The sequence below is a fragment of the Rhodococcus sp. 5G237 genome (assembly GCF_053764735.1).
This window is the reverse complement of the sequence record NZ_JBSNCD010000007.1, coordinates 174,082-199,700: the sequence shown is the minus strand read 5'-3', so window position 1 is coordinate 199,700 and position 25,619 is coordinate 174,082. Positions and strand designations below refer to the sequence as shown.

Below are 25,619 nucleotides of genomic sequence, written 5' to 3'. Positions count from 1 at the left end.
ATTAGCGGGTGTCAGGCACCGATCGCTTCGGCTGCCGGCGTGGCGGGGCGTCCGATGAGGCGTTCGAGATCTCCGCTGTCGGTGTCGAGCGCGCCGACGGCGATGCCCGCGTCGGAGTCGGCGAGCACGGCTGCGAACTGTGCGGGCACACCGGCGTTCTCGAGGATCTTCGCGTACTCCTCCTTCGGCAGATCCTTGTAGGTGACGGGCACGCCGACGATGCCGGAGAGGACCTCCGCCAGTTCGGTGTAGGTCAGTCGCTCGCCACCGAGTTCGTAGACGGCACCGGCGTGTCCCTCGGTCGTGAGGACCGCGGTGGCCGCTTCGGCGAAGTCCTTGCGGGCCGCCCCGGCGACGCGGCCGGCCCCGGCTGAACCGAACAGCGCACCGGAGGCAGCAGCCGCGGCGACCGAGCTGTCGTAGTTCTCCCAGTACCAGCCGTTGCGCAGCAGGGCGTGGTCGATGCCGGAAGCCGCGAGCAGTTCCTCGGTGGCCTTGTGTTCACCGGCGAGGATCAGCGGACTCGTCGCTGCGTGCAGGATCGAGGTGTAGGCGATGAACGCGACGCCGGCGGCCTTGGCGGCGTCGATGATGTTGGTGTGCTGGGGCAGTCGCTGCCCCACTTCGCTGCCGGAGACGAGGAGCAGCTTGTCGACACCGGCCAGCGCGTCGCGCAGGGCATCCGCATCGGCGTAGTCCGCAACACGGACCTGCACTCCGTCGGCGGCCAGATCTGCGGCCTTCGCCGCGTCGCGCACGACGGCGACGATGTCGCCGGCGGCGACTCCGCGGGCGCGGAGAGCGGTGATGGTCAGGCGGCCGAGGTGACCGGCGGCTCCGGTGACAGCGATGGTCATGGGACTCCTCGAAGTGGTCGAGTGGGATCGGGAACGACACCATTCCATCACTTACTTTTAGTAAGTGCAACCGATCGAGTCAGTACCATTCGTTCTCATAGCCGTCGTATACTCGGCGTTCATGAGCACCGATCGCCTCCCCGAAGCCGACGTCTTCGCGCGCGAGTGCCCGTCACGTCCGGTGCTGCAGAGCATCACCGGACGCTGGGGTGTGCTGGTGCTGGCGGCGCTCGTCGACGACACGCGCCGGTTCTCGGAACTGCGCCGCCGGGTCGACGGCGTGAGCGAACGCATGCTGTCGCAGACCCTGCAGACCCTCGAACGCGACGGTCTGATCCACCGCGCCGTGCTGGGGACGATCCCTCCGCACGTCGAGTACTCGCTCACCGCCCTCGGACGCCGCATCACCGCGCCCCTGCTGACGCTCATCGACGTCGTGGAGGAGTCGATGCCCGAGATCGTCGCCGCGCAGGACGAGTACGACCGCAGCCACTGATCCGGGCGGCGCGAACCACCCCCACCGGCCCGGATGCGACTGACAGAATGAAGCGGCCGGTCGCTCCGGCCGGTGTCGCCCGCCGGAAGGACATCCACGATGGCGCACGTCAATCTCGGTAAGCAGCACCCGGCCGCCTACAAGAGCGTGCTGGCATTGAACAAGGAGGTCGAGGAGGCCGTCGCACAGGCCGGCCTCGATCCGAAACTCGCCGAACTGGTGAAGATCCGCACGTCGCAACTCAACGGATGCGCATTCTGCCTGCGCATGCACACACGAGACGCTCTGGAGAAGGGTGAGACCACCGATCGCCTCGCCGTCCTCGCCGCCTGGTGGGAGTCGCAGTACTTCACCGACCAGGAGCGGGCCGCGCTCGCGCTCGCCGAAGAAGTCACTCACCCCATGGAGGCCGGTCGGCACGAGTGGGACAACGGTTCACTCAACGACGAGCAGGTCTCTGCGGTCACATGGCTTGCGATCGTCATGAACGCGTGGAACCGCATCGCGGTCCGGAGCCACTACCCCGTCGCCCCGTGACCCGCACCGGCCGACCGGCCTCCCTTGTCAGAAGTCGGTGAGGTTCGGGAAGAACAACACCTGCCCGACGGTGATCCTGTTCGGATCGGCGATGTGATTGGCAGCCGCGATCATCGCGAACATCTCCGCGTTCCCGTAGTGGTCCTCCGCCAGAGCCCGCAGGGTATCGCCGGGGACGACGGTGTGCCGGTAGTTGAGCCCCGGACGAATCAGCACGCGGCCGACCTCGACGTGGTCGGGGTCGGTGATGTGATTCGGGAAGGTGATCACCGGATACAGTTGCGCCTCGCCGTACCAGCGGCGTGCGAGCTCCGAGAGGGTCTCTCCCGCGACCACGGTGTGGTGTCCCACGTCCCCGAGTTCGGGAATCAGCAGCGAGCGACCGACCTGGATGACGTTCGGATCGGCGATGTGGTTGGCCGCAGCGAGTACCGGGAACAGCGTCCGGTCGCCGTAGAAGTGTTGTGCCAATCCCGACAGCGTCTCGCCGGACGCGACGGTGTGCCGTTCGGTGATGTACGGGATGAGCAGTTCCTGACCGACAGTGATCTCGTCCGGATCGGTGATGCCGTTCGGAACAGCGATGACGGGGAACAGCGTCGCGTCACCGTAGAACCTCTGCGCCAGCTTCGAGAGGGTGTCGCCTGCGACGACTTCGTATTTCGTAACCATGATCGTGCCTCGGTGGTGTGGAGCGTCCGCGATTCGAATCGAATCGACGAAGATCATGGTGGTCACTATCGGCGGCAGGCACACGCGTAGCGCGCTACCCGAATCTCGTATGAAAGTTCCGTCGACTACGTCGGTGGCAGCAGTTCGAAGACCGGATGATGATCGGCCTCTGCGACGAACCGTTCCACCGGGTCGTTCCTGCGTGCCTCGAAATACCGCCGGGTGGCGGACGCCACCTCGATGTACCGCTGCAACACCGGTCCGGCCTCGTCCGCGGATACCTCACGGATCGAGTAGCGGTGGGTGTCGCGACGCCTGCTGAGCTCGACCTCGCCGGCGGCACGCGCGTTGTGCACCCATCCCACCGATCCGTACGGGGCGACCAGCCAGCGTTTTCCGTACAGCTCGACGATCAGCACGGGGTTACGGCGGATCTTCCCGGTGCGCCGGCCGCGCGTGGTCAACAGGTAGGAGTGCGGCACCAGCCCCGCGCGAGTGAAAGCGCTCATCACGGCGTTCTCGAGGTGTCGCCACCGGCTCGGTCGGTAGGCGCGCTCGGGACGGAACGAACTGTCGGTCATGGTCTGCCCTCATGCCCGTCGCGTACGGCACTCGGAACGTGTTCGGCAAGGTTGGGGCACCGACGTCCGACGTACCCCGGGCTCCGTGGGCCGGGGCAGTGTGGCCGACATGTCCACATGTGGCCGGTCGGTCGGGCGACCTGTCAGTGCCGGCTGGTGGATTCGTCGGTGACGAGGCGGTACAGCACGTACACCGCGAACCACGCGATGAGCACCGACGCGATCACGAGCGCGATCTCGTAGAAGAGGACCATATGCTCGATGCTACGACCCGCCGTGGCTACCTGCCTGTTATCGCCGGAACTGTCCGCCGTGCCAGGTCGGCAGGTCGCGCGTTCCGAGTGCCACCTCGAGGGCCGCCTGTCCGGACAGTCGTGTCGAGTCCAGTACCGGCAACGGCGATTCGTCCGGGGAGACCAGAAGTGGGATTTCGGTGCATACCAGCGCGACCGCGTCGCACCCGGAGTCCGCGAGTCTGCCGACGAGGTCCACGAAGGACGCTCGGGTCTCATCCCGGAAGATGCCGTGCACCAGTTCGTCGAAGATCGCCGCGTGTACCAGGTCCTGATCGTCGTCGGTCGGGATGACGGCCTCGATCCCGCGTGCCGCCAGTTCGCGGGGATACAGAGGGCCCTGCATGGTGAACCGCGTTCCCAGGATGCCGACGCGTCGGTGCCCGGCACGCTGCGCTGCGTCGGCCACGATGTCGATCAGGTGCAGCCCGGGGATCGCGAGTGGCTCGCCGGGGGCTTCGAGCGCAAGGTGGGCGGTGTTGTCCGGGCACACGAAGAAGTCGCAGCCTGCCCGGGCCAGACGATCGACGCTGGTCGCGAGCACGGCGCGCACCGCTTCGTAGTCGCCACGCTCCCACGCGGGCATGCAGCGCTCGAAGGAGATGCAGTCCATGGTGACGTCCGGATGTGCCGGATGCCCGAGACGGTTGCTGTGCTGACACACCTCGCGCCAACACAGCGAGGCACCTTCCCAGCTGTGGCCCAGGATTCCGACGTGTTTCATGCTTGCACCCCCTCTGTCCTGCGCCTGTGGTCGCTCTCCGTGTGATGAGCGGAAGAGCGACCACGGCGGTGACGGATCAGGATCCGGACGACGATCCGGTCTCGATCAGCTGCGTGATGACGGCGACGAGAACATCCGCGAGGAAGGTCGCTGCAGAGCCCATTCGATTACCTATTCTCTTCGGTGTGCGGGTACGTGCGCTCGGACGAGCGCAGACTGCCCAGCGCTGCACTGTGTTTCATCGCATCCGCCGGCTGAGGCAGACAGTAGACAACTCCCACTCCACACACTTGGTGACCGGCGCCACAGTCGAGGAGCCCTTCTCTCTCGGCAGCCTTCCCGGTCCCCCGATCCCAGGGTGCACAGTTTCCGATCCTCGCGCGCGTTTGATCGTCATAAGTGGGGATTATGACGATCACAACTCACCCTCGATCCTGGATGATATCGAGTGGTCTCGACCGCGTTACTCGTTATGAAATCGGTGTTTATACGTTGATTTACCAGTTCACAGCGTTTCATATCGTTTCGTTTCATTACTTCTTCGTATCGTAATAACGTAACTAAATGCGCTACAATACCGGTGACCTGCGATTTCGACGCGCCACAACGAGGACATCCATGACCGACGCGCACTCCCCCACCCCCGAAGCGACCATCGATGAGGACGGCTCGGGCAAGCCTCGGGTGGGACGCCCCCGGAAGTACGCCACCGCGGCCGACCGCGTGCGCGCCTATCGCGAACGCGAACGTGCCAAGAAGGAAGCTGCCGGCATGGCCCCGACGGTCGTCGAGAGCCCGGACGATGCGGTCTCCGCCCTCACGGCTGCCACCACCGCACTACGCGCCCTGGCCACCAGCACCGTCGAGCAGTACTCCGCGATCGCCGAGCGGATCACCACCGCGGTCGACAAGCTCACCGACGCCGAGGCCCTCGAGGCGCAGATGACCCGGTCCGCCGCCGAACTCGCGAAGGTCAAAGCCGACGCCGACGCGAAGATCGTGCGGCTACGCGAACAACTCGCCCAGGCACTCGAGGACCGCGACAACGCCGACGCCGCAGTGGCCGCCGTGGACGCCGAACTCGCCGACGCTCGTACCGCACACACCGAACAGGTGCACCGACTCGACGAAACGCGTCACGCCGAGCTGACACGCCTGAAGGACGAGCACGCCGCAACACTGCAGCGGTGGAAGGACGATTTCGAGGCAGCGACCGCCGAGCACACACGGACCGTCGGCGACCTGCGAGCGACGATCGTTCAGCAGGACGAGTCCCTCACCGCGCAGCGACGCGAACTCGACGACGCGGCTGCCCAGCGTGAGCGCGCGACCGTCGAGATCACCGATCTGCGAGCCGAGATCGCGCGCCTGCAGGCCGCGCTCGACCGGGAGGTCGCAACCCGCGAGCGCCTCGATACCGAGCTCACCACCGAGCGCGACCGCACCTCCGAGCTACGGAGCCGACTCGAGGAATCGCGCATCACCGCAGCGACGGCCCAAGCGGCCGAGACCGCGGCGCGAACGCGCGGCGACGAACTGCGGGCCGAACTGTCGGCCTTGCGCGACGAGATCACTGCCCTGCGTGACGAGACGAAGACACTTCAGACGGAGAATCTGACGCTGAAGGCCGAATCGGCCTCTCTCCGTGCCGAACTGGATGCAGCGAGAACGGCCGGGACGAGCTGAACCGGCCGGACGATCATCGAGCGCGTGTCCGCGATCGGCGAGCGCGCACTCTGTCGAGCACCGTCGACCACGCCAAGCGGCTCGCCGCGGCCATATTGGGCGCGCGAACGGCGTCGCGGGTAAGAAGTGCGTTGGCCAGCACTTTCGTATGCCGCGACGCGGAACTGGCGTGACCGCTGTCGAACGGCGGGTCGGGGTCGTACTCGATCATCAACTGGATCGCCTTTGCGCGTTCCTCTCCCGCGATCCGGGCCGCGAGCGACAGTGCCAGGTCGATACCGGCGGAGACGCCGGCGCAGGTGACGAGCTTGCCGTCGAAGACCACCCGTTCGTCACCGCACGGCACGGCACCGAACGCACGCAGCGGCGTCAGGGCCTGCCAGTGCGACGCCGCGCGCCGGCCCTCGAGAAGTCCTGCCGCGGCGAGAACCAGCGCCCCGCCGCAGACGGAGACGGTCCACGTCGATGTCCGGTGTGCGCTGCGCAGCCATTCGCGGAGACGCTTGTCCTCGGCGGCGACGGCGATGGCTGTCCCCGATCCGGGTACGAGCACGATGTCCGGGGACGGTGTCTCGTCCAAAGTGTGTGTCGCGCCGAGGGCGAGCATTCCGCTGTCGGTGACGACCGGTCCGGTCTCGTGCCAGACGAAGCGCACGTCCGCGTCGGGGAGATATCGGAGCACTTCGTACGGTCCGACGACATCCAGTGCGGTCAGACCCGGGAAGACGACGATGGCGATCTGCACCCCGGCACCCTAGCAGTCTGCGCACGCATGTACTCAGACTTTCGGTGCCGATCTCCGCGGTGGGGACCAGCGTCAACCGAGCTGTTCGAACAGCGACACGATAATCCCGTCGGGTCCCCGTACGTAGGCCATTCGCACACTGTTCTCGTACTCACCGATGCCCCCGACGAGGCCGTATCCCTGCTCGGCGACAGCATCGACGGCAGCGTGGAGGTCGCCGACCTCGAAGGACACATTGCGGATCCCGAGCTCGTTGGGCATCGCCGTCGGCGAGCCGGGAAAGTGGTCGGGTGTGATGAACCTCGAGAGTTCGAGCCGGGCTCCTCCGTCCGGGGGGCGGAGCATCACGATGTCGCAGTGCGTGCCGGGAAGGCCGCAGACGGTCGCGGGAAAGTCGCCCTGCACAGAGCCGGTGCCTTCGACCTCGAAGCCGAGGCCGACGAAGAACGCCGTCGCGACGTCGAGGTCGGAGACGGTCAGGCCGACATGATCGAAACGCCGTACGTGTGCCATGGGATCCATCCTTCGATATCGTCTCGTCCGTTTACCTCTGGGACGGAGCCGGTGCTCGGATCTCGACATTCCGCGGACTCGCCGGGACACCGGATCGTTCCCCACCACCGCATCGATGAGCTACGACGCGCCCACCGCTCTGCGACGCACCCCTCTGATCCGAGCAGCCCTGACAAGCATCAGCAGGCACAGCCCGGTGCCCCATCCGATCTCCGACAGCATCACACCCACTCCCGCCTGACCGGTTTCGTCGGTACTGGCAACCACGCTGAATGCGGTGGTGAACCCTGCCGCCGTGCCGATTGCGGCGGCCAGTCCGCCGCTCACCACCCAGCGGGATCGACGAGCGGAAAGGAAGCATGCCAGCACGACGGTCACTCCGCAGGCGATCACCTGCCAGGTGGGGAACTCGTTCGGTGCGGGCAGGCCGGGGCCTCGGAACTCGCCGTCGTACTCGGCCGACCAACTCAACCATCCCGCGCAGGACAAGAATCCGAGTGTGAATGCGGTTGCACCGGTCGCCCACAGGCCGCGCCGGCCGAGACCCACGGGTCGATCACCGGTCTGCTCGTAGTCGCTCGACGGACTCCGGCCACCGGCACGCTCCCGCTGCCAGGCAACCCACACCATGCTCACGCCGATCAGGGTCGGCACGCCCACGAGGATGAGCACGATCCACAGGAATTGAGCCCAGGAGAAATCGAAACCGGTGGCCATAGGCAGACAGTATGTGAGTGGAGAGAAAGTCCGACGCACGGTCGTGATCGGCCTACGGTGCCAGGCCTACGATCGGACCGTGCACGTCGACGTGTGTGGGCTCGACATCGCTTTCGAACGCACCGGGACCGGGCCTGCCGTCGTCCTGGCGCACGGCTTCGTCGGTGATGCCCGCTCGACGTGGGGTCACCAGATCGAGGCCCTCTCGAGCGAGTACACCGTGATCGCCTGGGACGCACCCGGAGCAGGTGGGTCATCCGAACCTCCGGCCGGCTTCGACATGAACGCCTACGCCGATTGCCTGGCAGAACTCCTCCGGGCATTGCGGATCGAGCGAGCACACCTCGTCGGGCTCTCGTTCGGTGCGGCTCTGGCGCTCGCGGTGTTCCACCGGCACCGCAGGCTCATCTCGTCGCTCACCCTGGTGAGCGGATATGCCGGATGGCTCGGATCGCTCGGCGTCGAGGACTCGGAGCAGAGGCTGACCCGATCGCTGGAGGCATCACGGTTGCATCCCGACGAGTTCGTTGCCACGATGGCGCCGTCGATGTTCTCCGACTCCGCAGACAGTCGACTCGTGGCGCCGTTCCTCGACAGCGTCCGCGCGTTCCATCCCGACGGCTTCCGGGCGATGGCGCGCGCCAGCTACGCCGACCAGCGGCATGTGCTGGCCGAGATCGATGTTCCGACGCTCCTGCTGTACTCCAGCCACGATGTACGCGCTCCCGTCTCCCTCGGTGAGGACATCCACCGCGCAGTGCCCGGGTCGGAACTTGTCGTTCTGACCGGACCCGGTCACGTCAGCACGGTCGAGGCCCCGAACGACGTCACCCGCGAGCTGCGGCGTTTCCTACGTTCGGTCGAGTCATCCCTCGCATGAGGAGCGCGGTCACTTCGGGTACTTGCGTAGTTCGTTCTTGGCGATCGTGCGCAGGTGTACTTCGTCGGGCCCGTCGTAGATGCGCATGGCTCGGTGCCAGCCGTACATCGCAGCCAAGGGTACGTCGTCGCTCATACCCGCACCTCCGTGCACCTGGATCGCCCGGTCGATCACCTCGAGGGTCATGCGCGGCACTGCGACCTTCGCGGCGGACACGTACGGGGCGGCGGCCTTGTTCCCGTGTTCGTCGATGGTCTTGGCCGCAAGACGACACAGCAGCCGGGCCTGTTCGATCGCGACGCGCGATTCGGCGATCTGATGCTGCACGACACCCTGCTCGGCCAGTGTCTTGCCGAAGGCGACACGCCCTTGCGCGCGCGTGGTCATCAGCGCCAGGGCCCGTTCGGCGGCACCGAGTGCGCGCATGCAGTGGTGGATGCGGCCGGGGCCGAGACGTGCCTGCGCCATGGCAAATCCACCACCTTCCTCCCCGAGGAGGTTCTCGGCGGGCACGCGGACGTCGTCGTAGACGACTTCGCAGTGACCGTGCTGGTCGTGTCGTCCGAACACCGGCAGGTCGCGGACGATCGTGACACCCGGAGTGTCGATCGGCACCAGGATCATGGACTGCTGACGGTGGGTGTCGGCGGCGGGGTCGGTCTTGCCCATGACGATCAGCAACTTGCAGCGAGGATCCGCGGCGCCGCTGGTCCACCACTTGCGACCGTTGATGATGTAGCTGTCGCCGTCGCGCTCGATCCTGGTCTCGATGTTGGTGGCGTCGGAGCTGGCCACGGCGATCTCGGTCATCGAGAAGGCGGACCGGATCTCCCCGTTCAGCAGAGGATCGAGCCACCGCTTCTTCTGATCATCGGTGCCGAACAGGTGGAGCAGTTCCATGTTGCCGGTATCGGGAGCCTGCCCGTTGGTGGCTTCCGGTGCGAGATGCAGGCTCCAACCGGTGATCTCGGCGAGCCCGGCGTAGTCGAGCTGCCCGATACCGGATTCGGAGGGCAGGAACAGATTCCACAGACCGCGCTTGCGGGCCTCCTGCTTGAGGGTCTCGATGACGGGCGGGACGGTGTGGTCGTCGGGGCCGACGTTGTGGCGGTAGGCCTCGTATTCGTGTTCGGCGGGGAACACGTGGTTGTGCATGAACTCCACCAGCGCCTGTTCGAGTTCGAGCGCTCTGGGAGACGGTCGAAGATCCAGTGATCCGGTGTTCGTCTGCGCGGTGAGCATGCTGTTCGCTACGTCGGTCATACGGTTTCTCCCTCGAAGGTTCGGTCGGGACGTCGTGGAATGAGGTCGAGGTTCGGTCAAGGACCGCGGTCGAGGTCTGCGCCTCGGTACTGCATGAGATCGAGGGCGTACTCCACGTAGAGGTTCGCGACTTCCTCCGGACTCATCCGCCCGCCCGGTCGCCACCAGGTGGGGAGAGCGGTACACATCGAAACCACGGCGCGAGCGGCGTCCTCGGGGTTCCGGACCCGGAACGATCCGGCGCGCACAGCGGCCAACACCTTCTCGTCGACGACCGCTTGCTGCCAGTTCCTCTTGCTGGCGATGATCCGTCGGTTCTCCGTTGTGAGAGAACGCATCTCACTGGCACCGATGAAGCCGAGTTCGCGCCGGTGCGTGTGGTACAGCGCCAGGTTCTCGACCAGCAACGTGAAGACCGTGACGGGATCTCGGCCGGCGCCCTCGGCGAGTGCGCCGCGCGTGCGCTGCTCCAGATCGCCCATCGTCACCTGATAGATCGACATCAGGATGTCCTGCTTGCTGGTGAAGTAGTTGTAGATGCCGGGAACCGACAGGCCGCAGCGCTTGGAGATCTCGCGCATGCTCGTGCCGTGGTAACCCACGGCGAGAATCTCCTCGAGCGCGGCCTGGACCACGGGCGTGAGCGGCAACGGCTCGTACTCACGCCACTGCCGGCGAGCCTCGGTCTGTCCGAGGGGGTCTGGCCGGGCCGCAACGAGGGTTTCGGGTTCCACTACTGGTGCCGCGAGTGCCCCCCGACCGGCTTCGAGGATGTCCGCCGGCCTCACCCCGAGTACGTCGGCGATGCGATTCAAGCGATCGACGGTCAGTCCGGTCTTGTCGTTCTCGATCTGACTCAGCGTGGCCGGGCTGACCTCGATGCGCTGGGCCAGGCCCCGCAGCGTCATGCCGCGCGCGATCCGTACCTGGCGCAAACCGGCCCCGACCGACGCCGACCTGTCGACCGAAACCGCACTCACCGACAACTCCTGTGTTTGGAATAGCTGAACACTGACCATCCGGCCCGCGACCGTTCCGGGCAGCGTATCCACTTGCACGGCTGTCTCGCAGGGATTTTCGCGAAAATATCGAATCGTTGACGTCGACAGGTGTGACGTGCACCATAGTCGGCACCGAGCGTGTGCTCGCTCCCGCTGTTTACCCGATGGAGGACAACATGACCGAGGTCGACGCTCCCGCAATGCGCGAACTGCTCGGAGAGAACGCGCCGAGCAATTGGGGCAAGTGGGGACCCGACGACGAGCTGGGTGCACTGAACTACCTCGACGCAGGGGAGGTTCTGCGCGGCGTCCAGCACGTCAAGTCGGGCGAGACCTTCACGCTCCAGATCCACATGGGACGCGCCGAGAGCCCCGGCGACCCGCTGTGGCCGGGTCGTGAGGGGATCAAGCGGCAGAACGTGCTCGACGAGAGTTCCTGGGACGGCGACGGGGCGCCGGCCTTCCCGGGTGGCCTGCACTACGCCGACGACACCGCCTTGGTCTTTCTCCAGGGATCGACCCAGTACGACGCGCTCGGACACGTCTGGTACGACGGCAAACTCTGGAACGGATACGACGCCCGCAGCACCGTCGGAGGAATGGACAAGGCCTCCGTCCTCCCGATCGCAGAGAAGGGCATCGTCGGCCGCGGCGTCCTCATCGACATGGCCCGCCATCGCGGGAAGCCCTATCTCGACAAGGGTGAAACGTTCGACCACCGCGATCTCGAGGAAGCTGCGACCGCCCAAGGCGTGACCATCGAGCCGCACGACATCCTGATCATCCGCACCGGGTGGCTCAAGTACTGGTACGAGCTGAACAACCCCGAACAGTTCTACGACGGATTCTGCGAGCCCGGCCTCACCTATTCGCCCGAGCTCGTCGAGTGGTTCCAGGACAAGGAGATTCCGAACCTGGTGACCGACACGATCGCCAACGAGGTGACCTACGACCCGCAGAGCGGCGTCGCGCTGCCACTGCACTGCGCCCTGATGCGCAATCTCGGTGTCACGCTGACGGAGATCGCCTGGCTCGACGACCTCGCCGACGCCTGCGCCGCGGACGGCCGCTGGAGTTTCCTCTACACCGCCGCCCCGCTGAAGATCGTCAACGGCACCGGCGCCCCGGTGAATCCCATCGTCATCCGCTGAGGCGAACCATGACCATCTACGACGACAAGGTGTGGTTGTCGCAGTACGACGCTGCGCAGCGGCAACCACGCACGATCGAATTCGACGACGCCCTGGCGATGTTCCGGGCGACCGTCGAACGCGATCCGGACGCCGACATCATCCGCTACTTCGACGGCCGGATCACCGCAGGCGAACTCGACGAACTGAGCGACGCGTTCGCCGCCGGAATCCTCGACGCCGGGTTCCGGCCGGGTGAGCGGGTCGCGATCTATGCACAGAACGTGCCCCAGTTCGTCATCGCCCAACTCGGAACGTGGAAGGCCGGCGGCATCGCCGTGTCCGCCAATCCGATGTACCGCGAACGCGAACTCGAGGAGATCCTGCGCGACTCCGGGGCCACGGTCCTCGTGGCGCTGCAATCCCTCTACACCGAGGTGGCAGCGAAGGTCGTCGAGTCGACCGACGTGCGCACCGTGATCACGACGTCGGAACTGGAGTACCAGAGTGCCAACAGCGGCACCCTCGCCGGCGTCGAACGCATCTCGTGCGCGGGCACCACGGACATGGCGGAGATGCTCGCGGCCTTCCGGGGCCGGACCGTCCCTCCTGCCGAGATCGGCCCCGGCACGGTCGCTTTCCTGACGTACACCTCCGGGACCACCGGTCCGCCGAAGGGCGCGATGACCACCCACCGCAACGTGGCGTTCAATGCGCAGACCTACCGGGACTGGATCGACATCGGTCCCGACGACGTCATCCTCGGCGTCGCACCGCTGTTCCATATCACCGGACTCGTCGGCCACATCGCCCTGTCGCTGCTGACCGGCGCACCGCTGGTGCTGATGTACCGCATGGATCCGGCCGACACCATCGAGACGATCGAGAAGCAACACGCCACGTTCACGGTCGGGTCGATCACGGTGTTCATCGCGTTGATGAACGCCCCGAACGCGAGCAAGGAGGCCCTGGCGAGCCTGACCAAGATCTATTCGGGTGGGGCACCGATTCCACCGAGCACCATCGCGGCGTTCGAGGAGGGACTCGGCCACTACATCCACAACATCTACGGCCTCACCGAGACGACCTCCCCGTCGCACGGGGTGCCACTCGGCAGGCGGGCTCCGGTCGACGAGCTGACCGGAGCGACCTCCGTGGGCGTGCCGGTCTACGACACCATCGTGCGGATCGTCGACGACAACGGCAACGACCTTCCCCCGGGCGAGGTCGGGGAACTCGTGACGGCCGGACCGCAGGTGGTGGCCGGGTACTGGAACAAGCCCGAGGCCACGGCGAACTCGATCCCGAACGGCGTGCTGCACACCGGCGACGTCGGCTACATGGACAGCGACGGCTGGTTCTACATCATCGACCGCAAGAAGGACCAGATCAACGCCAGTGGCTACAAGGTCTGGCCTCGCGAGGTCGAGGACGTGCTCTACGAACACGACGCCGTTCGCGAAGCAGCGGTGGTGGGTGTACCCGACGAGTACCGCGGGGAGACTGTCAAAGCTTTCGTCAGCCTCCGCCCCGGAGCCACGGTCACGCCCGATGAGCTGATCGCATTCACGAAGAAGCGACTGGCGGCCTACAAGTGCCCACGCTTCGTCGAGATCATCTCCGACATTCCCAAGACGGCGACGGGCAAACTGCTGCGCCGCGAGCTACGAACGACGACACCGTCCTGACGATGGTCGCAGAGTTCCTCGCCCGCATGCGCACTCCGTAGGCGCTGCGACGAAGGCGGGTCTTCTTCGGTACAGAGCTACCGGAGAAGACCCGCCTTCTCGCTTGCGACCGGACGGCACACCATCACGACCCGCACATTGCGCGGATCAACCGCGCACGGTCGCCATCAGGGCATCGAGTGACTCGGCAGCAGGAAGTGCGAGCGCGGTTCCCGCGACCTCTGCGGCACTCTCCGGCGACAACCGTCCTTCGACGTTGAGATCGAACTTCATCGTGAGTTCGTCGTCGGAGAGCGGGTTCGCCGGACCACCTCGGTTGTGGTCGACGCGAGCTTCGTGCCAGGAACCGTCCCGGGTACGTACCCGGAGAACCGCCGGGAACTGGTGGGGGTAGATCTCGTCGCAGCGGTCGTCGCTGTAACTCGTGACCAGCCGCGCGAGTTCGAGTGTGCGCGGATCCTTCGCGGCAGCGTCGGTGAAATCGGCATGTCCCACACCGAGTCCCGAGCCACCGAGCAGTGCCCGTGCGACGGTGAACGGGCCCGAGAAGGCCGCGTGGTAACCGGATTCGGGAGCAGCCTTCGATGCCGGGGGCTCGGCGATCGTGCGTAGTACCGGCTTCGGCACGCCGAGCTGGATCTCCACGATATCGGCCGGGTCCAGGCCGTCGCGGACGAGCGCTCGTGCGGCGTCGATACCGGCGTGAGTGAAGTGATTGCACGGATAGGGCTTGAAGAAGATGCCCGGCAGTTCCCAGTGCTCGCCCAGTCCGTCCAGGACCTTCGCGGTGTCGGCCCGATCGCCGCAGAAGGCGTGCAGGAACCCGAAGCGTCCTTCGATCACGGTCGGCGGTCCCGTCAGTCCGGCCCGAGCGAATTCTGCCGAGGTGACACCGGAATGCGCCGCCCATCCGCAGTGCGTCCGCTTGACCGTGCCGCCGGTGCGGTTCGCTTCGAGCAATCCGGCACCGAAGCTCGCGGCGATGCCCATGGCATCCGCGATACCTTCGGCGTCGAGTCCGTACAGCATCGCTGCGGCGGCAGCCGAACCGACGGCACCGCAGATGGAGGTCGCGTGCTGGCCACGTTCGAAGAACTCGGAGTTGCCGAGTTCCTCGTCGTAGCCGCCCATACCGAGGCGAACCACGATCTCGATACCCACACCCGCGGCGTCGAGAACGGCTGCACCGGAGGCTCCCACGGCTTCACCCACAGCGAGCGCCGCCGGGATCACCGAGGCCGAAGGGTGCAGCACCGACGGCAGGTGGGTGTCATCGGAGTCCATCGAGTGGGCGAGTGTGCCGTTGACCAGCGCGGCAGTGGCCGCCGGGAATCGTTCTCCGGTGCCGATGCCGGTGGCCGCGGTTGCGCCGGACCAGTTGCGTGCCACCTCGGTGACGGCGCGAGCGGACGGCTGGTCGTGCGCCGCGAGGGAGTTTCCGAGCAGGTCGAGTACCCGGCGCGCGACGTCCTTGCGCAGTTCTGCAGGCAGTCCCGTGGTGCGGATGTCCGCGGCGAGAGCGGCGAGCCGGCCGACGACCGTTCCGGTCAGGTCGTGTCGAGTCTCGGTACTGGTCACGAGGCCACCACCGCGACGGGGCGCACGGGCGAACCGGTACCGCCGGTGATGCGCAGCGGTGCCATGACGAACGTGAATTCGGTCAGGCCGCGGGCACTGGCATCCTCGAGGTTGAGGTGCTCGATGATATGGATTCCGTTTTCCACCAGCAGTACTCGGTGAACCGGAAGAACGCTGTGCCCCTTGCCCGCCGGGATGTGTTCGAAGGCCGTCGTGTCTGCGCCGGCGGCTGCGATGCCGCTCGCCGCGAGCCACCGGCCCGCACCGACATCGGCACCCGGAACACCGTCCTGCTGGCCGAGATAGCGCTGCGGATCGTCGAAGTACCGGGCCCATCCGGTACGGATCAGCACGACATCACCGCGGCGCGGTGTCACACCGGCGGCGTCGGCCGCGTCGCGCAGGTCCTGCTCGGTGACCGCCTGCCCCGCATCGAGGGAGTCGACGCCGCGGACCCGGGCGACGTCGAGGAGCAGTCCGCGACGAAGCATGAAGGGAATGGACTCGGCGCCGAGCTGGGAGAACTTTCCACCGCGCTGGGCTTCCTCGGCGTCGATACCACCGTGCAGCTTCCCCTCGTGGCTGACGTGGGAGAGCGCGTCGACGTGAGTGCCGACGTGTCCGCCGGTCACGATGATCTCGTTCGATGCCGATCCGCCGTCGGGTCGCACCATGTCGCCGTGCCGGCGGATGAGCGTCATCCGGAAGCCGGGATGGTTCGGTGAGCAGGGCATACCGGTCGTGTGGGGATGTCCGAGCTCGACGATGTCGACGTCGGTGTCGACGACCGCACTCAGCAGTGCGTCGGGACCGGCGATGGTTTGTTCGGTCATGATGTGGCTCCTCGTACTGTGATGGCCTGGGCTCGGTCGAGAACGACGCGAGCGTTCGCAACGACCGCCGGGTCGATGAATCTGCCGTTCTCGTCGAGAACTGCGGACTCCCCCGCTGCCGAGGACGCGGACGCGTCGTCGACTATTCGCTGCGCCCGCTCTCGTTCTTCGGCCGAGGGCGTGTAGGCCTCGTTGACAATGTCGATCTGCTTCGGGTGGACGACGGAGCGTCCGAAGAATCCTTGGATGCGGCCGGCTCGGGACGATTCCGCGAGCCCGTCCAGGTCGTTCACTGCGGTCCAGACACTCTGGATCGGCGACGACAGTCCCGCCGCGCGTGCGGCTGTGACGATCCAGCCGCGCGCCCAGGTCAGTCCGTCGGGTTCGGTACGCAGGTCCGCGGCGAGGTCGGCTTCACCGAGCGCGATTCCGGTGACGCGGTGGTGACATCGCGCGATCTGCGGTGCGGCGAGCAGACCCGCAGCGGATTCGATGATCGCGTGGACCGGACAGTCGAGCCGATCCGCGGTCGCCGCAACCGTATCGGGATCGTCGGCCTTCGGCAGTCGAACGCCGGCCGGGGTTCGATCGGCGGCCGACAACGCGGCGATCTCGTCGTCGAGCCACTGCGATCCGATGGCGTTGAGCCGCAACCAGACCACGCGGTCGGAGGGTGCGCTGTGCACGGCCGCGATGGCGTTGTCGAGTGCACGTTTCTTCGCATCGACGGGTACTGCGTCCTCGAGGTCGATGACGACGGCATCAGCGGCACTGGCGAGCGCCTTGTCGATGCGGTCCGCGCGATGCCCCGGAACGTACAACCAACTGCGGGGCGTCATACCGGTTCTCCCACCGGGGCGTGAACCTGACGGTACCCGAGAGCGCGCGAAACCCTTTGTGCCGCTTCGACGAGCGCGTCCTCGTAGCGGTCGAATGCTTCGTCGGTCATGCGGTAGCTCGGCCCGCAGACCGACAGCGAGCCGACCACTGTGCCGTCTGCACCGAAAACGGGCGCGGCGATCGAGGCCGCGCCTTCCTGGCGTTCGCCGGTCGATCGGCACACACCGCGCTCACGCGCCTCCTGCAGCACTGCACGCAGCGCGGCCGGATCGGTGATGGTCTTCCCGGTCAGGCGCGTCAATTGCCGGGACAGCACGTCCTCCTGCTCGGACTCCGACAGGTACGCGAGGATGATGCGTCCCGAGGACCCGCTGTACAGCTCGAAGCGACGCCCCAACTCCACCGTCATCTTGATTTCCTGGGTGCTCTCGACCTGGTCGAGGTAGACGCGTCCGCCCGGCAGCCGGCCGGTCACCGTCGCGGTCTCACCGGTGGCACGTTGGAGGTCTTCCAGGGCACTGCGGGCGACACGACGCAACGGAGACACATCCAGTGCACGAGCCCCGAGCGTGGCAGCGGCGGGACCGAGCAGGTAGCGGCGGGTCGAGGGCTCATAGAGCAGTAGACCGCATTCGACGAAGGTCGTGAGGATGCGGTGGGTGACCGCCTTGGAGATCCCCGTGGAGCGGGCGATCTCCGAGACGCCGAGCGCGCTCGACCGGCGACCGAATTCGAGCAGCACTTCCGCGGCTCGCGCGGCGGAGGTGGTGCCGCCAGTTGAGGACTCCATTGTGGCTCCGTTCGCCGGTCGGTTCGGATGGTGAACACCTTGTCAGGTCTGCTGGACATGCTGCGGGAGCGGCACGACCGTTCAAGGCCTTGGACACTTTGTACCGCTTAGCGAAACGATTGTCCAGACATGACCACTCGCGTTACATCGAAGTTTCCCAGCGCAATTCGCCCAATTCCCACTTGCGCATCGATTCGAGGAGGCGCATAGTGCAGGAGATCACTTTCCAGTGTTCCGCTGAGCGAAACACCATCTAGGAGGCAGTGTGACAAGTCCGGAATTCGACCTCGTCGTCGCCGGCGCGGGCGGCGGACTCGTCGCGGCCCTGCGTGCCGCGGAACTGGGCGCGAACGTTCTGGTCATCGACGCCGACGAACACTTCCAGCGCGGCAACAACACCTCGATGTGCACGGCGATAATCCCCGCGGCGGGGACACGCTGGCAGGATGCGGCCGGCGTCGAGGACGATCCGCACCGTTTCCTCGACGACATCACCCGCAAGACCGCAGGTACGGCAGATCAGCGGGTCGCTCGGGCACTGACCGAGGTCAGCGGCGCACTCGTGACCTGGTTGGCCGACATTCAGGGCCTCGACCTCGAGCTCGTCACCGACTTCCGCTATCCGGGACACACCGCCGACCGCTGCCACAGCATTCCCGGCCGCCACGGCTCCCACCTGCTGCGTCACCTGGTGCACCGCGCCCAGGCACATCCTCGGATCGAACTGATCGCCCCGATGAGTCTGCGCGAGGTCCACACCGTCGACGGCCGCGTGACCGGAGTAGAGATCGCCACCCCCGACGGAAACACCGAACGGCTCACGACCGGGGCCGTGCTTCTGGCGACGAACGGCTTCGGTGCCGACCGCGACCTGGTCCGGACCCACATGCCCGAGATCGCGGACGCCCACTACCACGGTGGTCAGTTCAGCCGTGGCGACGCGCTCCGCATCGGCGGGCGACTCGGAGCCGACACCGGTTTCCTCGACGCCTACCAGGGCCACGCTGCGCTTTCGTCGCGCAGTCAGACGCTCGTCGGCTGGGCGACTGTGGTCCACGGCGGTATCGTCGTCGACAGCACCGGCCGGCGATTCGCCCCCGAGACCACCGGTTACTCGGAATTCGCCGCCCTGCTCGCCGCCCGACCCGGATCTGCCGGCTGGATGATCATCGACGAGCACATCGAAGAACTGTGCTCGGTGTTCGACGATTTCCGCACCGTCGCCGAGAGCGGGTCGCTGGTGCGGGCCGTCACGTCCACCGACCTCGCCGACGCCATCGGGGTGCCCGCATCAGCACTCGAGGACGAGCTCACTGCCGCCCACAGCGCCGCGGCCGGACTCGAGCCCGATCGACAAGGACGCACCGATACCCGACACCCCCTGACCGCGCCCTACATCGCGATCGCTGTCAAACCGGCACTGTTCCACACCCAGGGCGGACTCGTCGTCGACGAACACGCCCGCGTACTCGCCCACGGAGCCCCCATTCCCGGCCTGTACGCATCCGGCGGCGCCGCCGTCGGAATCTCCGGCCACGGAGCCGGCGGCTACCTCGCCGGCAATGGTCTGATCACCGCGCTCGGTCTGGCCTATCTCGCCGCCGAGCACGTGAGCAGCACCGTAACCGTTTGAAAACGCACCACCTGTCCCGATACTCCCCAGGAGATGACATGACCAGCTACCTCATCAAGAACGGCACCGTCGTCCGCACCGAGGACACCGCGGCCGCGGAAGGCGACATCGCCGACGTCCTCGTCGTCGACGGCAAGATCGCCGCCATCGGCCCCGACCTCCAGGCCGACGGTGCCGAGATCGTGGACGCGACCGACAAGCTGGTGTTCCCCGGTGTCGTCGACGCCCATCAGCACTGGGGCATCTACAACCCGCTCTCCGAGGACACCCACACGGAGTCCCGGGCCAGCGCGCAGGGCGGCGTCACGACCGCACTGACCTACATGCGCACCGGCCAGTACTACCTGAACAAGGGTGGCGCCTACGCCGATTTCTTCCCCGAGGTCCTCGAGGCCTCCGCCGGGCGCAGCTACATCGACTACGCGTTCCATCTCGCCCCGATGTCCAAGCAGCACATCGGTGAGATCCCCGCGCTCGCGTCGGAACAGGGTGTCACGTCCTTCAAGATCTTCATGTTCTACGGCAGCCACGGCCTGCACGGGCGCTCCACCTCGCAGAGCGACTTCCTGATGATCCCCGAGGACGAGCGCTACGACATCGCGCACTTCGAGTTCGTCATGCGGGGCGTCCAGAAGGCTCGCGAGCAGTTCCCCGAGCTCGCTCCGCACATCTCGCTGTCGCTGCACTGCGAGACCGCCGAGATCATGAGCGCCTACACCAAGATCGTCGAGCAGGAGGGCAAGCTCAGCGGCCTCGCCGCCTACAGCGCCTCCCGGCCTCAGCACTCCGAGGGCCTGGCCGTGACCATCGCGTCCTTCCTCGCCGACGAGACCGGCCTGCCGAACATCAACCTGCTGCACCTGAGCTCGGCGAAGGCACTGAAGGCCGCGATGAAGATGGCCGAGGCCTTCCCGCACGTGAACTTCCGTCGCGAGGTCACCATCGGCCACCTGCTCACCGACATCGACAACGCCAACGGACTCGGTGCCAAGGTCAACCCGCCGATCCGTCCGCGCGAGGACGTCGAGGCGCTGTGGGAGCACCTGCTCGCCGGCAACATCGACTGGGTCGTCTCCGACCACGCCTGCTGCAAGGACGAGGTCAAGTTCGGTGAGGACCGCGACGACGTGTTCGCCGCCAAGTCCGGCTTCGGCGGAACCGAATACCTCCTGCCCGGCCTGATCAGCGAAGGCCGCAAGCGTGGACTGTCCCTGCGCCGCATCGCGCAGTTGCTCTCCTCCAACCCGGCCGACCGTTACGGTCTGCCCGGCAAGGGACGACTCGCCGAGGGCGCCGACGCCGACATCGCGATCGTCGACCCCAATCGCACCTGGACCGTGCACGCGGCTGATTCCGAATCCACCCAGGAATACACGCCTTTCGAGGGATTCGAGCTCACCGCTGCGGTGACCGACACCTTCGTGCGCGGTAACCGGGTCCTGGCCGACGGAGCGGTCACCGGCACGCCCGCCGGCCGTTACCTCGCCCGCCCGTACTGAGGAGACACCCGTTGACCGACGACAAGCTCCCTGCCGGTCCCCTGCGGGGGATCAAGGTCCTCGACGCGTCCACCATCCTTGCCGGGCCGCTCGCCGCGCAGATCCTGGGTGACTTCGGCGCGGAGGTCATCAAGATCGAACATCCGGCGAAGCCGGACGGGATGCGCGGGCACGGCCTGGACAAGAACGGTGTCCCGCTCTGGTGGAAGATGGTCAGCCGCAACAAGCAGACCGTCACCCTGAACCTGAGCACACCGGAAGGCCAGGAGATCTTCCGCGATCTCGCCGCCGAAGCCGACGTGGTGGTCGAGAACTTCCGACCCGGTACGTTCGAGCGTTGGGGCCTGTCCTATGCCGAACTCGCCGAGCGGAATCCCGCACTGATCATGTTGCGGGTCACCGGTTTCGGACAACAGGGACCGTATGCGACACGTCCCGCGTTCGGCACGCTGGTGGAATCGATGAGCGGCTTCGCCCATCTCACCGGCCACCCCGACGGCCCTCCCACCCTGCCGGCATTCGGCCTCGCCGACTCCATCGCCGGAGTCGCCGGGTCCTCGGCGGTGTCGATGGCGTTGTTCGAGCGTGAACGCAACGGCGGTACCGGTCAGGAGATCGACCTCGATCTCCTCACACCGATCATGACCGCCGTCGGCCCCGGCGTGATCTACGCCGATCAGCTGGGCGTCGACCAACAGCGCACCGGCAACCGATCGCAGAACAATGCCCCGCGAAATCTCTACCGCACCAAGGACGACCACTGGGTAGCCGTGTCCACGAGCGCACAAGCGATCGCCGAACGGGTACTGCGCCTGGTGGGGCATCCCGAGGTCATCGACGAAGACTGGTTCGCCACCGGTCGCACCCGCGCCGAGCACGCGGACCTGCTCGACAAGTACGTCGGCGACTGGATCGCCGACCGTACTCGCGACGAGGTGGTCGTCGCCTTCGAGGAGGCCGGCGCCGCCGTGGCACCGGTCTACCGACCCAGTGACCTGCTGACAGATCCGCAAGTCGTCGCGACCGACATAGTCACCACCGTCGACGACGACGAACTCGGCCCCGTGCGCATGCAGAACGTCATGTGGCGCATGGGCCGATCCCCCGGTGCGATCCGCCACACCGGTCGCCCTGCCGGTGCCGATACCGACAGGGTTCTCTCCCACCTCGGGCGCAGCCCCGAGGACATCGACGAACTGCGGGCCCGGGGCGTCATCTGACCCTGCGACTGCGTCATCCGAGGAGTTCGCTATGAAATCGCGTTGGTGGACCATCGCCATCATTCTGGGCCTGGTAATCGTCAACTACATCGATCGCAGTGCCATCTCGTTCGCAGCATCCGATCTGCGCTCCGAGTTCGGGATCACTCCCGGTGAGTACGGCATCATCAGTTCCGCATTCTCGATCGGCTACATGCTCTTCGCTCTCCTGTCGGGACCGCTGGTCGACCGTTACGGTTCCCGGCGCGTGCTCATCGTGGGCATGTTCATCTGGGCCGCAGCCACGGCACTGACCCCGTTCGCCGGCGGGTTCATCGGCCTGATCCTGCTACGCATCCTCCTCGGAGCCGGTGAAGCGCCATGCTTCCCCGCAGCGACCCGCCTCGTCAGCCGTTGGCTGCCGGCGCAGGAACGAGGCAAGGCGCTGGCCCTGATCGGCGGTGTGGCGGTCTCCGGCAGCCTGCTCGTCGGCGGACCGATCCTCACCCAGCTGATCGCCCTCACCGGCTGGAAGGCGATGTTCTGGATTCTGGCGATCGTCGGAGTCGTGTGGGTCGTGATCGCCTATCCGACGCTGAAGAACTCGCCGAGCGAGGCCAAGTTCGTGTCGAAGGAAGAACTGGACTACATCCGCGCCGGCCAGCTGGACGGTGAGGAGACCGGTCACGAGTCGAGCACCGACTGGGGCGAGATCCTCCGCAACCGCAATCTCTGGCTCGTCGGTCTCGGATACTTCTCGTGGGGCTTCATGTTCTGGGCCTTCATGTACTGGCTCCCGCAGTACCTCGAGCACGAATTCGGTCTGTCCATCAAGGAGGTCGGTGCATTCTCCGTGGCGCCGTGGGCAGCCGGTGTGGTGGGCGCACTGCTCGGCGGAATCCTCGTCGACCGCGTGTACAAGCGCACGCAGAGCATCCGCTCGCGATTCATCATCATCGGTGTCGCGCTGCTGCTGGCGGGCGCGTCGATCGCACCGATCCTGTTCTTCCGCGGCAACATCGTCGTCGCACTGATCTGCATCTCCGCGGGTGTGGGCTTCGGCTTCATCACCGGCGGCATCTGGTGGGTCGCGTCGATCGATGCCGCTCCGAGCCAGCCCGGCACGGCCGCCGGTTTCGCCGATGCCTGCTTCGCACTGTCCGGCATCGTCGCTCCGTCGGTCATGGGCTTCAGTGTCGCTCGTACCGGCACCTACGACGGCGGATTCCTGGTCATGACCGCCCTGTGTCTGATCGGTGCTGTCGCGATGCTGTTCTTCACCAAGGAACCGCCGCGGCTGCAGGCATCGGACGACTCCGTCGACCACCGCGAGGCGGTCAAACGCGTCTGACACGCGTCTGACAGTGGTACCCCCTGCCGTGCAGGGACGATCGACGAATCGGACGGCGACGTCCACATGAGAGGACCGGCCCGAGCATTTCGGGCCGGTCCTTCGTCGTAGCTCCACGGTGAGAGGAACCGGTACCGTTGCAGGAACTGGTGACGTCGATGATGGAAGGGCCTCAGGGGGTGGGTCGGTCCACGTCCCCGCGCCACCCACCGGTCTCGTGTCCGCGCTGCTCGATGAACTCCTTGAACTTCCTCATGTCGTTCTTGACCCGGTTGCCGAGAACACCGAGTTTGTCGGCTACATTCTCGACGAATCCTTCCGGGTCGATGTCCATTTGGGCTGTCACTCGGGTCTTCTCGTCATCGAGACGATGGAACGTGATCACTCCCGCGTGGTTGGGTCCCGAATCCGACGTCCACGCCACCCGCTCGTCCGGATGTTGCTCGGTGATGGTGGCATCGAACTCGCGGACCTGACCTGCGATATCGATCACCCAATGAACATGCGTGTCGTCGAGTTGCCGGATCTCTCGAACCCCTTCCATGAAATGAGGAAACGATTCGAATTGTGTCCACTGGTTGTATGCGACGCGGATCGGTACATCGACATCGATGGCTTCCGTGATTGTGCTCATGGCGATCGCGTACCCCTTCCCTGAGAAGGCCACACCCGACCCCATGCCGCAACTGTCGTGTATCCGTCTTCCGGCCGTGTCGGATCGGAACCGCGGCCGGGAATGCGACCGCTCGACGCGTCCGGCTCCCCGAGCCGGGGCCGGTGATTGTGCAGGGACAGAATACGTTCGGGGTGGGGCCGTCGATCTCCCCCGGCGGCAATCCAGGCCTGCGTCGCCCGATGGGCCCGCTCGATCAACTCGCCGGCATGGCTGAAGTCGATCGGCGACACGGACACCGGACACAGTGGGGGTAGTACGTGCAGTTCGACCCGTTCGGAGAAGTCGGCGACCTCGAGCAGCAGGCGCTGGTGAGTGAGCAGCGTCAGAGCCTGCACCGCGGTGGCCAGCGCGGTGGTCGGAGGACGTGGCAGGGCACATGCGTAGCCGGCGGGCAGCACCCATACGTCGTCCGCGCCGAGGGCCACTGCTTGGGACAGAGCCGCATCGTCGGCGATACCCCCGTCGACGAGACTCAGACCCTCGCGTTGCAGGGCGGGCAGAACACCGGGGACGGCGGCACTGGCGAGCACGGCACTGACGGCCTCACCCGTAGAGAGCAGCACCTCGCGGCCGGTGAGCAGGTCGGTGGCCACGAGGTGCACGGGGATCGACGCGTCCTCGAGATCACGGTAGGGCAGGTGTGATTCGATGAGCTGCCGCAGGTTCCGGTCGGAACACAGCGAGGAACGGAGTCCGGTCACGGCCAGTAGCTGACGTACCGGATCGAGGGGGAAGACGTCCTGTCGGCGCAGATTCCGCCAGATCGCCGCCAGTTCGTCCAGAGCCGGGAGGCCGGTACCGCGACCGGCGACGTAGGCGGCGTTGAGCGCACCGGCCGACGTCCCGATCAGCAGATCGGGACGGATGCCTCGTTCGGTGAGCGCATAGAGCATCCCCACCTCCACGGCACCGAGACCGGCGCCACCACCGAGGACGAAGGCGGTGGTCATCGCCAGGGCGGGTCGTACACGGACGCCAACCGCGCCAGGGTCAGAGCCGCAAGCAGCAGTCCGACGTCTCGCAGGGCGACATCGTAGAAGCCGGGATAGCTCAACAGGTTGATCACGATTCCTCCGAGCCAAGCGGCGACGATATACGCCGCGTATCGCGGTTTGATCGCGACGGCGATACCGGCGACGATCTCGATCACCCCGACCACCAGCATCACCTGCTGCGCGCCGAGGGGACTGAGATCGACGATCCACGGCGCCAGATAGCCCTGCCAGGAGGTGAGCACGTTGGTGAACTTGTCGATGCCCATGACGATCGGGAGCGCGGTGAACCCGATGCGTAGCAACACGAATGCCCCGTAGGCGGGATCACTGCGAGCGCGGTGCATCACGTCGCCATGTGCAGGTGCACCGGGCGCTGTGGAAGACGAGTGAGCTGCGGGAGTGGTCATCACGGACCCCCTTTGTAAAAACAATAGTTTATGTT

General features: G+C 66.3%; 26 protein-coding genes. 10 read left to right on the top strand and 16 right to left on the bottom strand.

What is annotated here, in order from left to right; all coding sequences use genetic code 11:
• Window positions 1-11 precede the first annotated feature (11 nt).
• On the bottom strand, window positions 12-857 hold the full coding sequence (locus ACWPOC_RS18470) for an SDR family oxidoreductase (RefSeq protein ID WP_455409129.1): 846 nt from the start codon (window positions 855-857) through the stop codon (window positions 12-14).
• 121 nt (window positions 858-978) lie between these two features.
• Between ACWPOC_RS18470 and ACWPOC_RS18465 the strand changes: the two genes are divergently transcribed.
• Both ACWPOC_RS18465 and ACWPOC_RS18460 read left to right on the top strand, forming a co-directional pair.
• On the top strand, window positions 979-1,353 hold the full coding sequence (locus ACWPOC_RS18465; protein ID WP_159418215.1) for a winged helix-turn-helix transcriptional regulator: 375 nt from the start codon (window positions 979-981) through the stop codon (window positions 1,351-1,353).
• A gap of 99 nt (window positions 1,354-1,452) precedes the next feature.
• On the top strand, window positions 1,453-1,890 hold the full coding sequence (locus ACWPOC_RS18460) for a carboxymuconolactone decarboxylase family protein (RefSeq protein ID WP_120282790.1): 438 nt from the start codon (window positions 1,453-1,455) through the stop codon (window positions 1,888-1,890).
• A 27-nt stretch (window positions 1,891-1,917) separates the two neighbouring features.
• Here ACWPOC_RS18460 and ACWPOC_RS18455 read toward each other — a convergent pair whose 3' ends face one another.
• From ACWPOC_RS18455 to ACWPOC_RS18445, 3 genes are all read right to left on the bottom strand, one after another.
• A complete protein-coding gene (locus tag ACWPOC_RS18455; RefSeq protein WP_455409128.1) occupies window positions 1,918-2,562 on the bottom strand; it encodes a LysM peptidoglycan-binding domain-containing protein in 645 nt (214 codons plus the stop codon).
• A gap of 125 nt (window positions 2,563-2,687) precedes the next feature.
• Window positions 2,688-3,143 (bottom strand): nitroreductase family deazaflavin-dependent oxidoreductase, encoded by a 456-nt coding sequence (locus ACWPOC_RS18450; RefSeq protein ID WP_230791807.1) that lies wholly within the window; start codon window positions 3,141-3,143, stop codon window positions 2,688-2,690.
• Window positions 3,144-3,434: 291 nt separating this feature from the next.
• Window positions 3,435-4,160 (bottom strand): aspartate/glutamate racemase family protein, encoded by a 726-nt coding sequence (locus ACWPOC_RS18445; protein WP_159418219.1) that lies wholly within the window; start codon window positions 4,158-4,160, stop codon window positions 3,435-3,437.
• Between the two features lie 618 nt (window positions 4,161-4,778).
• Here ACWPOC_RS18445 and ACWPOC_RS18440 point away from each other — a divergent pair.
• Window positions 4,779-5,846, top strand: coding sequence for a coiled-coil domain-containing protein (locus ACWPOC_RS18440; RefSeq protein WP_120282784.1), 1,068 nt, complete (start codon window positions 4,779-4,781; stop codon window positions 5,844-5,846).
• A 13-nt stretch (window positions 5,847-5,859) separates the two neighbouring features.
• On the opposite strand, the gene ACWPOC_RS18435 is transcribed toward ACWPOC_RS18440, so the two are convergent.
• The 3 genes from ACWPOC_RS18435 to ACWPOC_RS18425 all read right to left on the bottom strand — a co-directional run bounded on the left by ACWPOC_RS18435 (window position 5,860) and on the right by ACWPOC_RS18425 (window position 7,821).
• Window positions 5,860-6,591, bottom strand: coding sequence for a DJ-1/PfpI family protein (locus ACWPOC_RS18435; RefSeq protein ID WP_455409127.1), 732 nt, complete (start codon window positions 6,589-6,591; stop codon window positions 5,860-5,862).
• 72 nt (window positions 6,592-6,663) lie between these two features.
• Window positions 6,664-7,104 carry a VOC family protein gene (locus ACWPOC_RS18430; RefSeq protein WP_159418221.1) on the bottom strand — a complete coding sequence of 147 codons (441 nt, stop codon included), beginning with the start codon at window positions 7,102-7,104 and terminating at the stop codon, window positions 6,664-6,666.
• A 120-nt stretch (window positions 7,105-7,224) separates the two neighbouring features.
• The gene (locus tag ACWPOC_RS18425) at window positions 7,225-7,821 is read right to left on the bottom strand and encodes a hypothetical protein (protein ID WP_159418222.1); all 597 of its coding nucleotides are present in this window, start codon (window positions 7,819-7,821) and stop codon (window positions 7,225-7,227) included.
• Between the two features lie 79 nt (window positions 7,822-7,900).
• Between ACWPOC_RS18425 and ACWPOC_RS18420 the strand changes: the two genes are divergently transcribed.
• Window positions 7,901-8,701, top strand: a complete 801-nt coding sequence (locus ACWPOC_RS18420) for an alpha/beta fold hydrolase (protein WP_159418223.1) — start codon at window positions 7,901-7,903, stop codon at window positions 8,699-8,701.
• Between the two features lie 9 nt (window positions 8,702-8,710).
• On the opposite strand, the gene ACWPOC_RS18415 is transcribed toward ACWPOC_RS18420, so the two are convergent.
• Entirely contained in the window at window positions 8,711-9,964 is a 1,254-nt protein-coding gene (locus ACWPOC_RS18415; protein ID WP_159418224.1) for an acyl-CoA dehydrogenase family protein, read from the bottom strand.
• A 56-nt stretch (window positions 9,965-10,020) separates the two neighbouring features.
• Entirely contained in the window at window positions 10,021-10,944 is a 924-nt protein-coding gene (locus ACWPOC_RS18410; protein WP_308257004.1) for a helix-turn-helix domain-containing protein, read from the bottom strand.
• 197 nt (window positions 10,945-11,141) lie between these two features.
• On the opposite strand from ACWPOC_RS18410, the gene ACWPOC_RS18405 reads away from it, so the two are divergent.
• Together ACWPOC_RS18405 and ACWPOC_RS18400 are read left to right on the top strand one after the other, a co-directional pair.
• The gene (locus ACWPOC_RS18405; protein ID WP_159418225.1) at window positions 11,142-12,116 is read left to right on the top strand and encodes a cyclase family protein; all 975 of its coding nucleotides are present in this window, start codon (window positions 11,142-11,144) and stop codon (window positions 12,114-12,116) included.
• A gap of 8 nt (window positions 12,117-12,124) precedes the next feature.
• Window positions 12,125-13,783 carry a class I adenylate-forming enzyme family protein gene (locus tag ACWPOC_RS18400; protein ID WP_159418226.1) on the top strand — a complete coding sequence of 553 codons (1,659 nt, stop codon included), beginning with the start codon at window positions 12,125-12,127 and terminating at the stop codon, window positions 13,781-13,783.
• Window positions 13,784-13,930: 147 nt separating this feature from the next.
• Here ACWPOC_RS18400 and ACWPOC_RS18395 read toward each other — a convergent pair whose 3' ends face one another.
• The 4 genes from ACWPOC_RS18395 to ACWPOC_RS18380 are packed head-to-tail and all read right to left on the bottom strand — an operon-like array spanning window position 13,931 to window position 17,824.
• On the bottom strand, window positions 13,931-15,361 hold the full coding sequence (locus ACWPOC_RS18395) for an MmgE/PrpD family protein (protein WP_230791808.1): 1,431 nt from the start codon (window positions 15,359-15,361) through the stop codon (window positions 13,931-13,933).
• Window positions 15,358-16,194 carry a cyclase family protein gene (locus tag ACWPOC_RS18390; RefSeq protein ID WP_016690780.1) on the bottom strand — a complete coding sequence of 279 codons (837 nt, stop codon included), beginning with the start codon at window positions 16,192-16,194 and terminating at the stop codon, window positions 15,358-15,360. Before ACWPOC_RS18390 ends, ACWPOC_RS18395 begins: the two co-directional genes overlap by 4 nt.
• The gene (locus ACWPOC_RS18385; RefSeq protein WP_016690779.1) at window positions 16,191-17,033 is read right to left on the bottom strand and encodes an HpcH/HpaI aldolase/citrate lyase family protein; all 843 of its coding nucleotides are present in this window, start codon (window positions 17,031-17,033) and stop codon (window positions 16,191-16,193) included. Before ACWPOC_RS18385 ends, ACWPOC_RS18390 begins: the two co-directional genes overlap by 4 nt.
• Complete coding sequence (locus ACWPOC_RS18380) at window positions 17,030-17,824, bottom strand: IclR family transcriptional regulator (RefSeq protein ID WP_016690778.1); 795 nt, start codon at window positions 17,822-17,824, stop codon at window positions 17,030-17,032. The genes ACWPOC_RS18385 and ACWPOC_RS18380 overlap by 4 nt, the downstream gene beginning before the upstream one ends.
• A 265-nt stretch (window positions 17,825-18,089) precedes the next feature.
• Here ACWPOC_RS18380 and ACWPOC_RS18375 point away from each other — a divergent pair, with 265 nt between their 5' ends.
• Genes ACWPOC_RS18375 through ACWPOC_RS18360 form a run of 4 tightly spaced genes read left to right on the top strand, consistent with a single transcriptional unit; the run spans window position 18,090 to window position 23,506 of the window.
• Window positions 18,090-19,457: an FAD-dependent oxidoreductase gene (locus ACWPOC_RS18375; protein WP_455409126.1), complete on the top strand. Its 1,368-nt coding sequence runs from the start codon at window positions 18,090-18,092 to the stop codon at window positions 19,455-19,457.
• Window positions 19,458-19,495: 38 nt separating this feature from the next.
• Entirely contained in the window at window positions 19,496-20,956 is a 1,461-nt protein-coding gene (locus tag ACWPOC_RS18370; RefSeq protein WP_016690776.1) for a dihydroorotase, read from the top strand.
• An 11-nt stretch (window positions 20,957-20,967) separates the two neighbouring features.
• Window positions 20,968-22,176: a CaiB/BaiF CoA transferase family protein gene (locus tag ACWPOC_RS18365; RefSeq protein ID WP_016690775.1), complete on the top strand. Its 1,209-nt coding sequence runs from the start codon at window positions 20,968-20,970 to the stop codon at window positions 22,174-22,176.
• 31 nt (window positions 22,177-22,207) lie between these two features.
• Window positions 22,208-23,506 (top strand): MFS transporter, encoded by a 1,299-nt coding sequence (locus tag ACWPOC_RS18360; RefSeq protein WP_016690774.1) that lies wholly within the window; start codon window positions 22,208-22,210, stop codon window positions 23,504-23,506.
• Window positions 23,507-23,678: 172 nt separating this feature from the next.
• Here ACWPOC_RS18360 and ACWPOC_RS18355 read toward each other — a convergent pair whose 3' ends face one another.
• Genes ACWPOC_RS18355 through ACWPOC_RS18345 form a run of 3 tightly spaced genes read right to left on the bottom strand, consistent with a single transcriptional unit; the run spans window position 23,679 to window position 25,584 of the window.
• Entirely contained in the window at window positions 23,679-24,140 is a 462-nt protein-coding gene (locus tag ACWPOC_RS18355; RefSeq protein WP_060653105.1) for an SRPBCC family protein, read from the bottom strand.
• On the bottom strand, window positions 24,137-25,132 hold the full coding sequence (locus ACWPOC_RS18350; protein WP_159418229.1) for a patatin-like phospholipase family protein: 996 nt from the start codon (window positions 25,130-25,132) through the stop codon (window positions 24,137-24,139). The genes ACWPOC_RS18355 and ACWPOC_RS18350 overlap by 4 nt, the downstream gene beginning before the upstream one ends.
• Window positions 25,129-25,584, bottom strand: a complete 456-nt coding sequence (locus tag ACWPOC_RS18345; RefSeq protein ID WP_026060865.1) for a membrane protein — start codon at window positions 25,582-25,584, stop codon at window positions 25,129-25,131. Before ACWPOC_RS18345 ends, ACWPOC_RS18350 begins: the two co-directional genes overlap by 4 nt.
• Window positions 25,585-25,619: the final 35 nt, after the last annotated feature.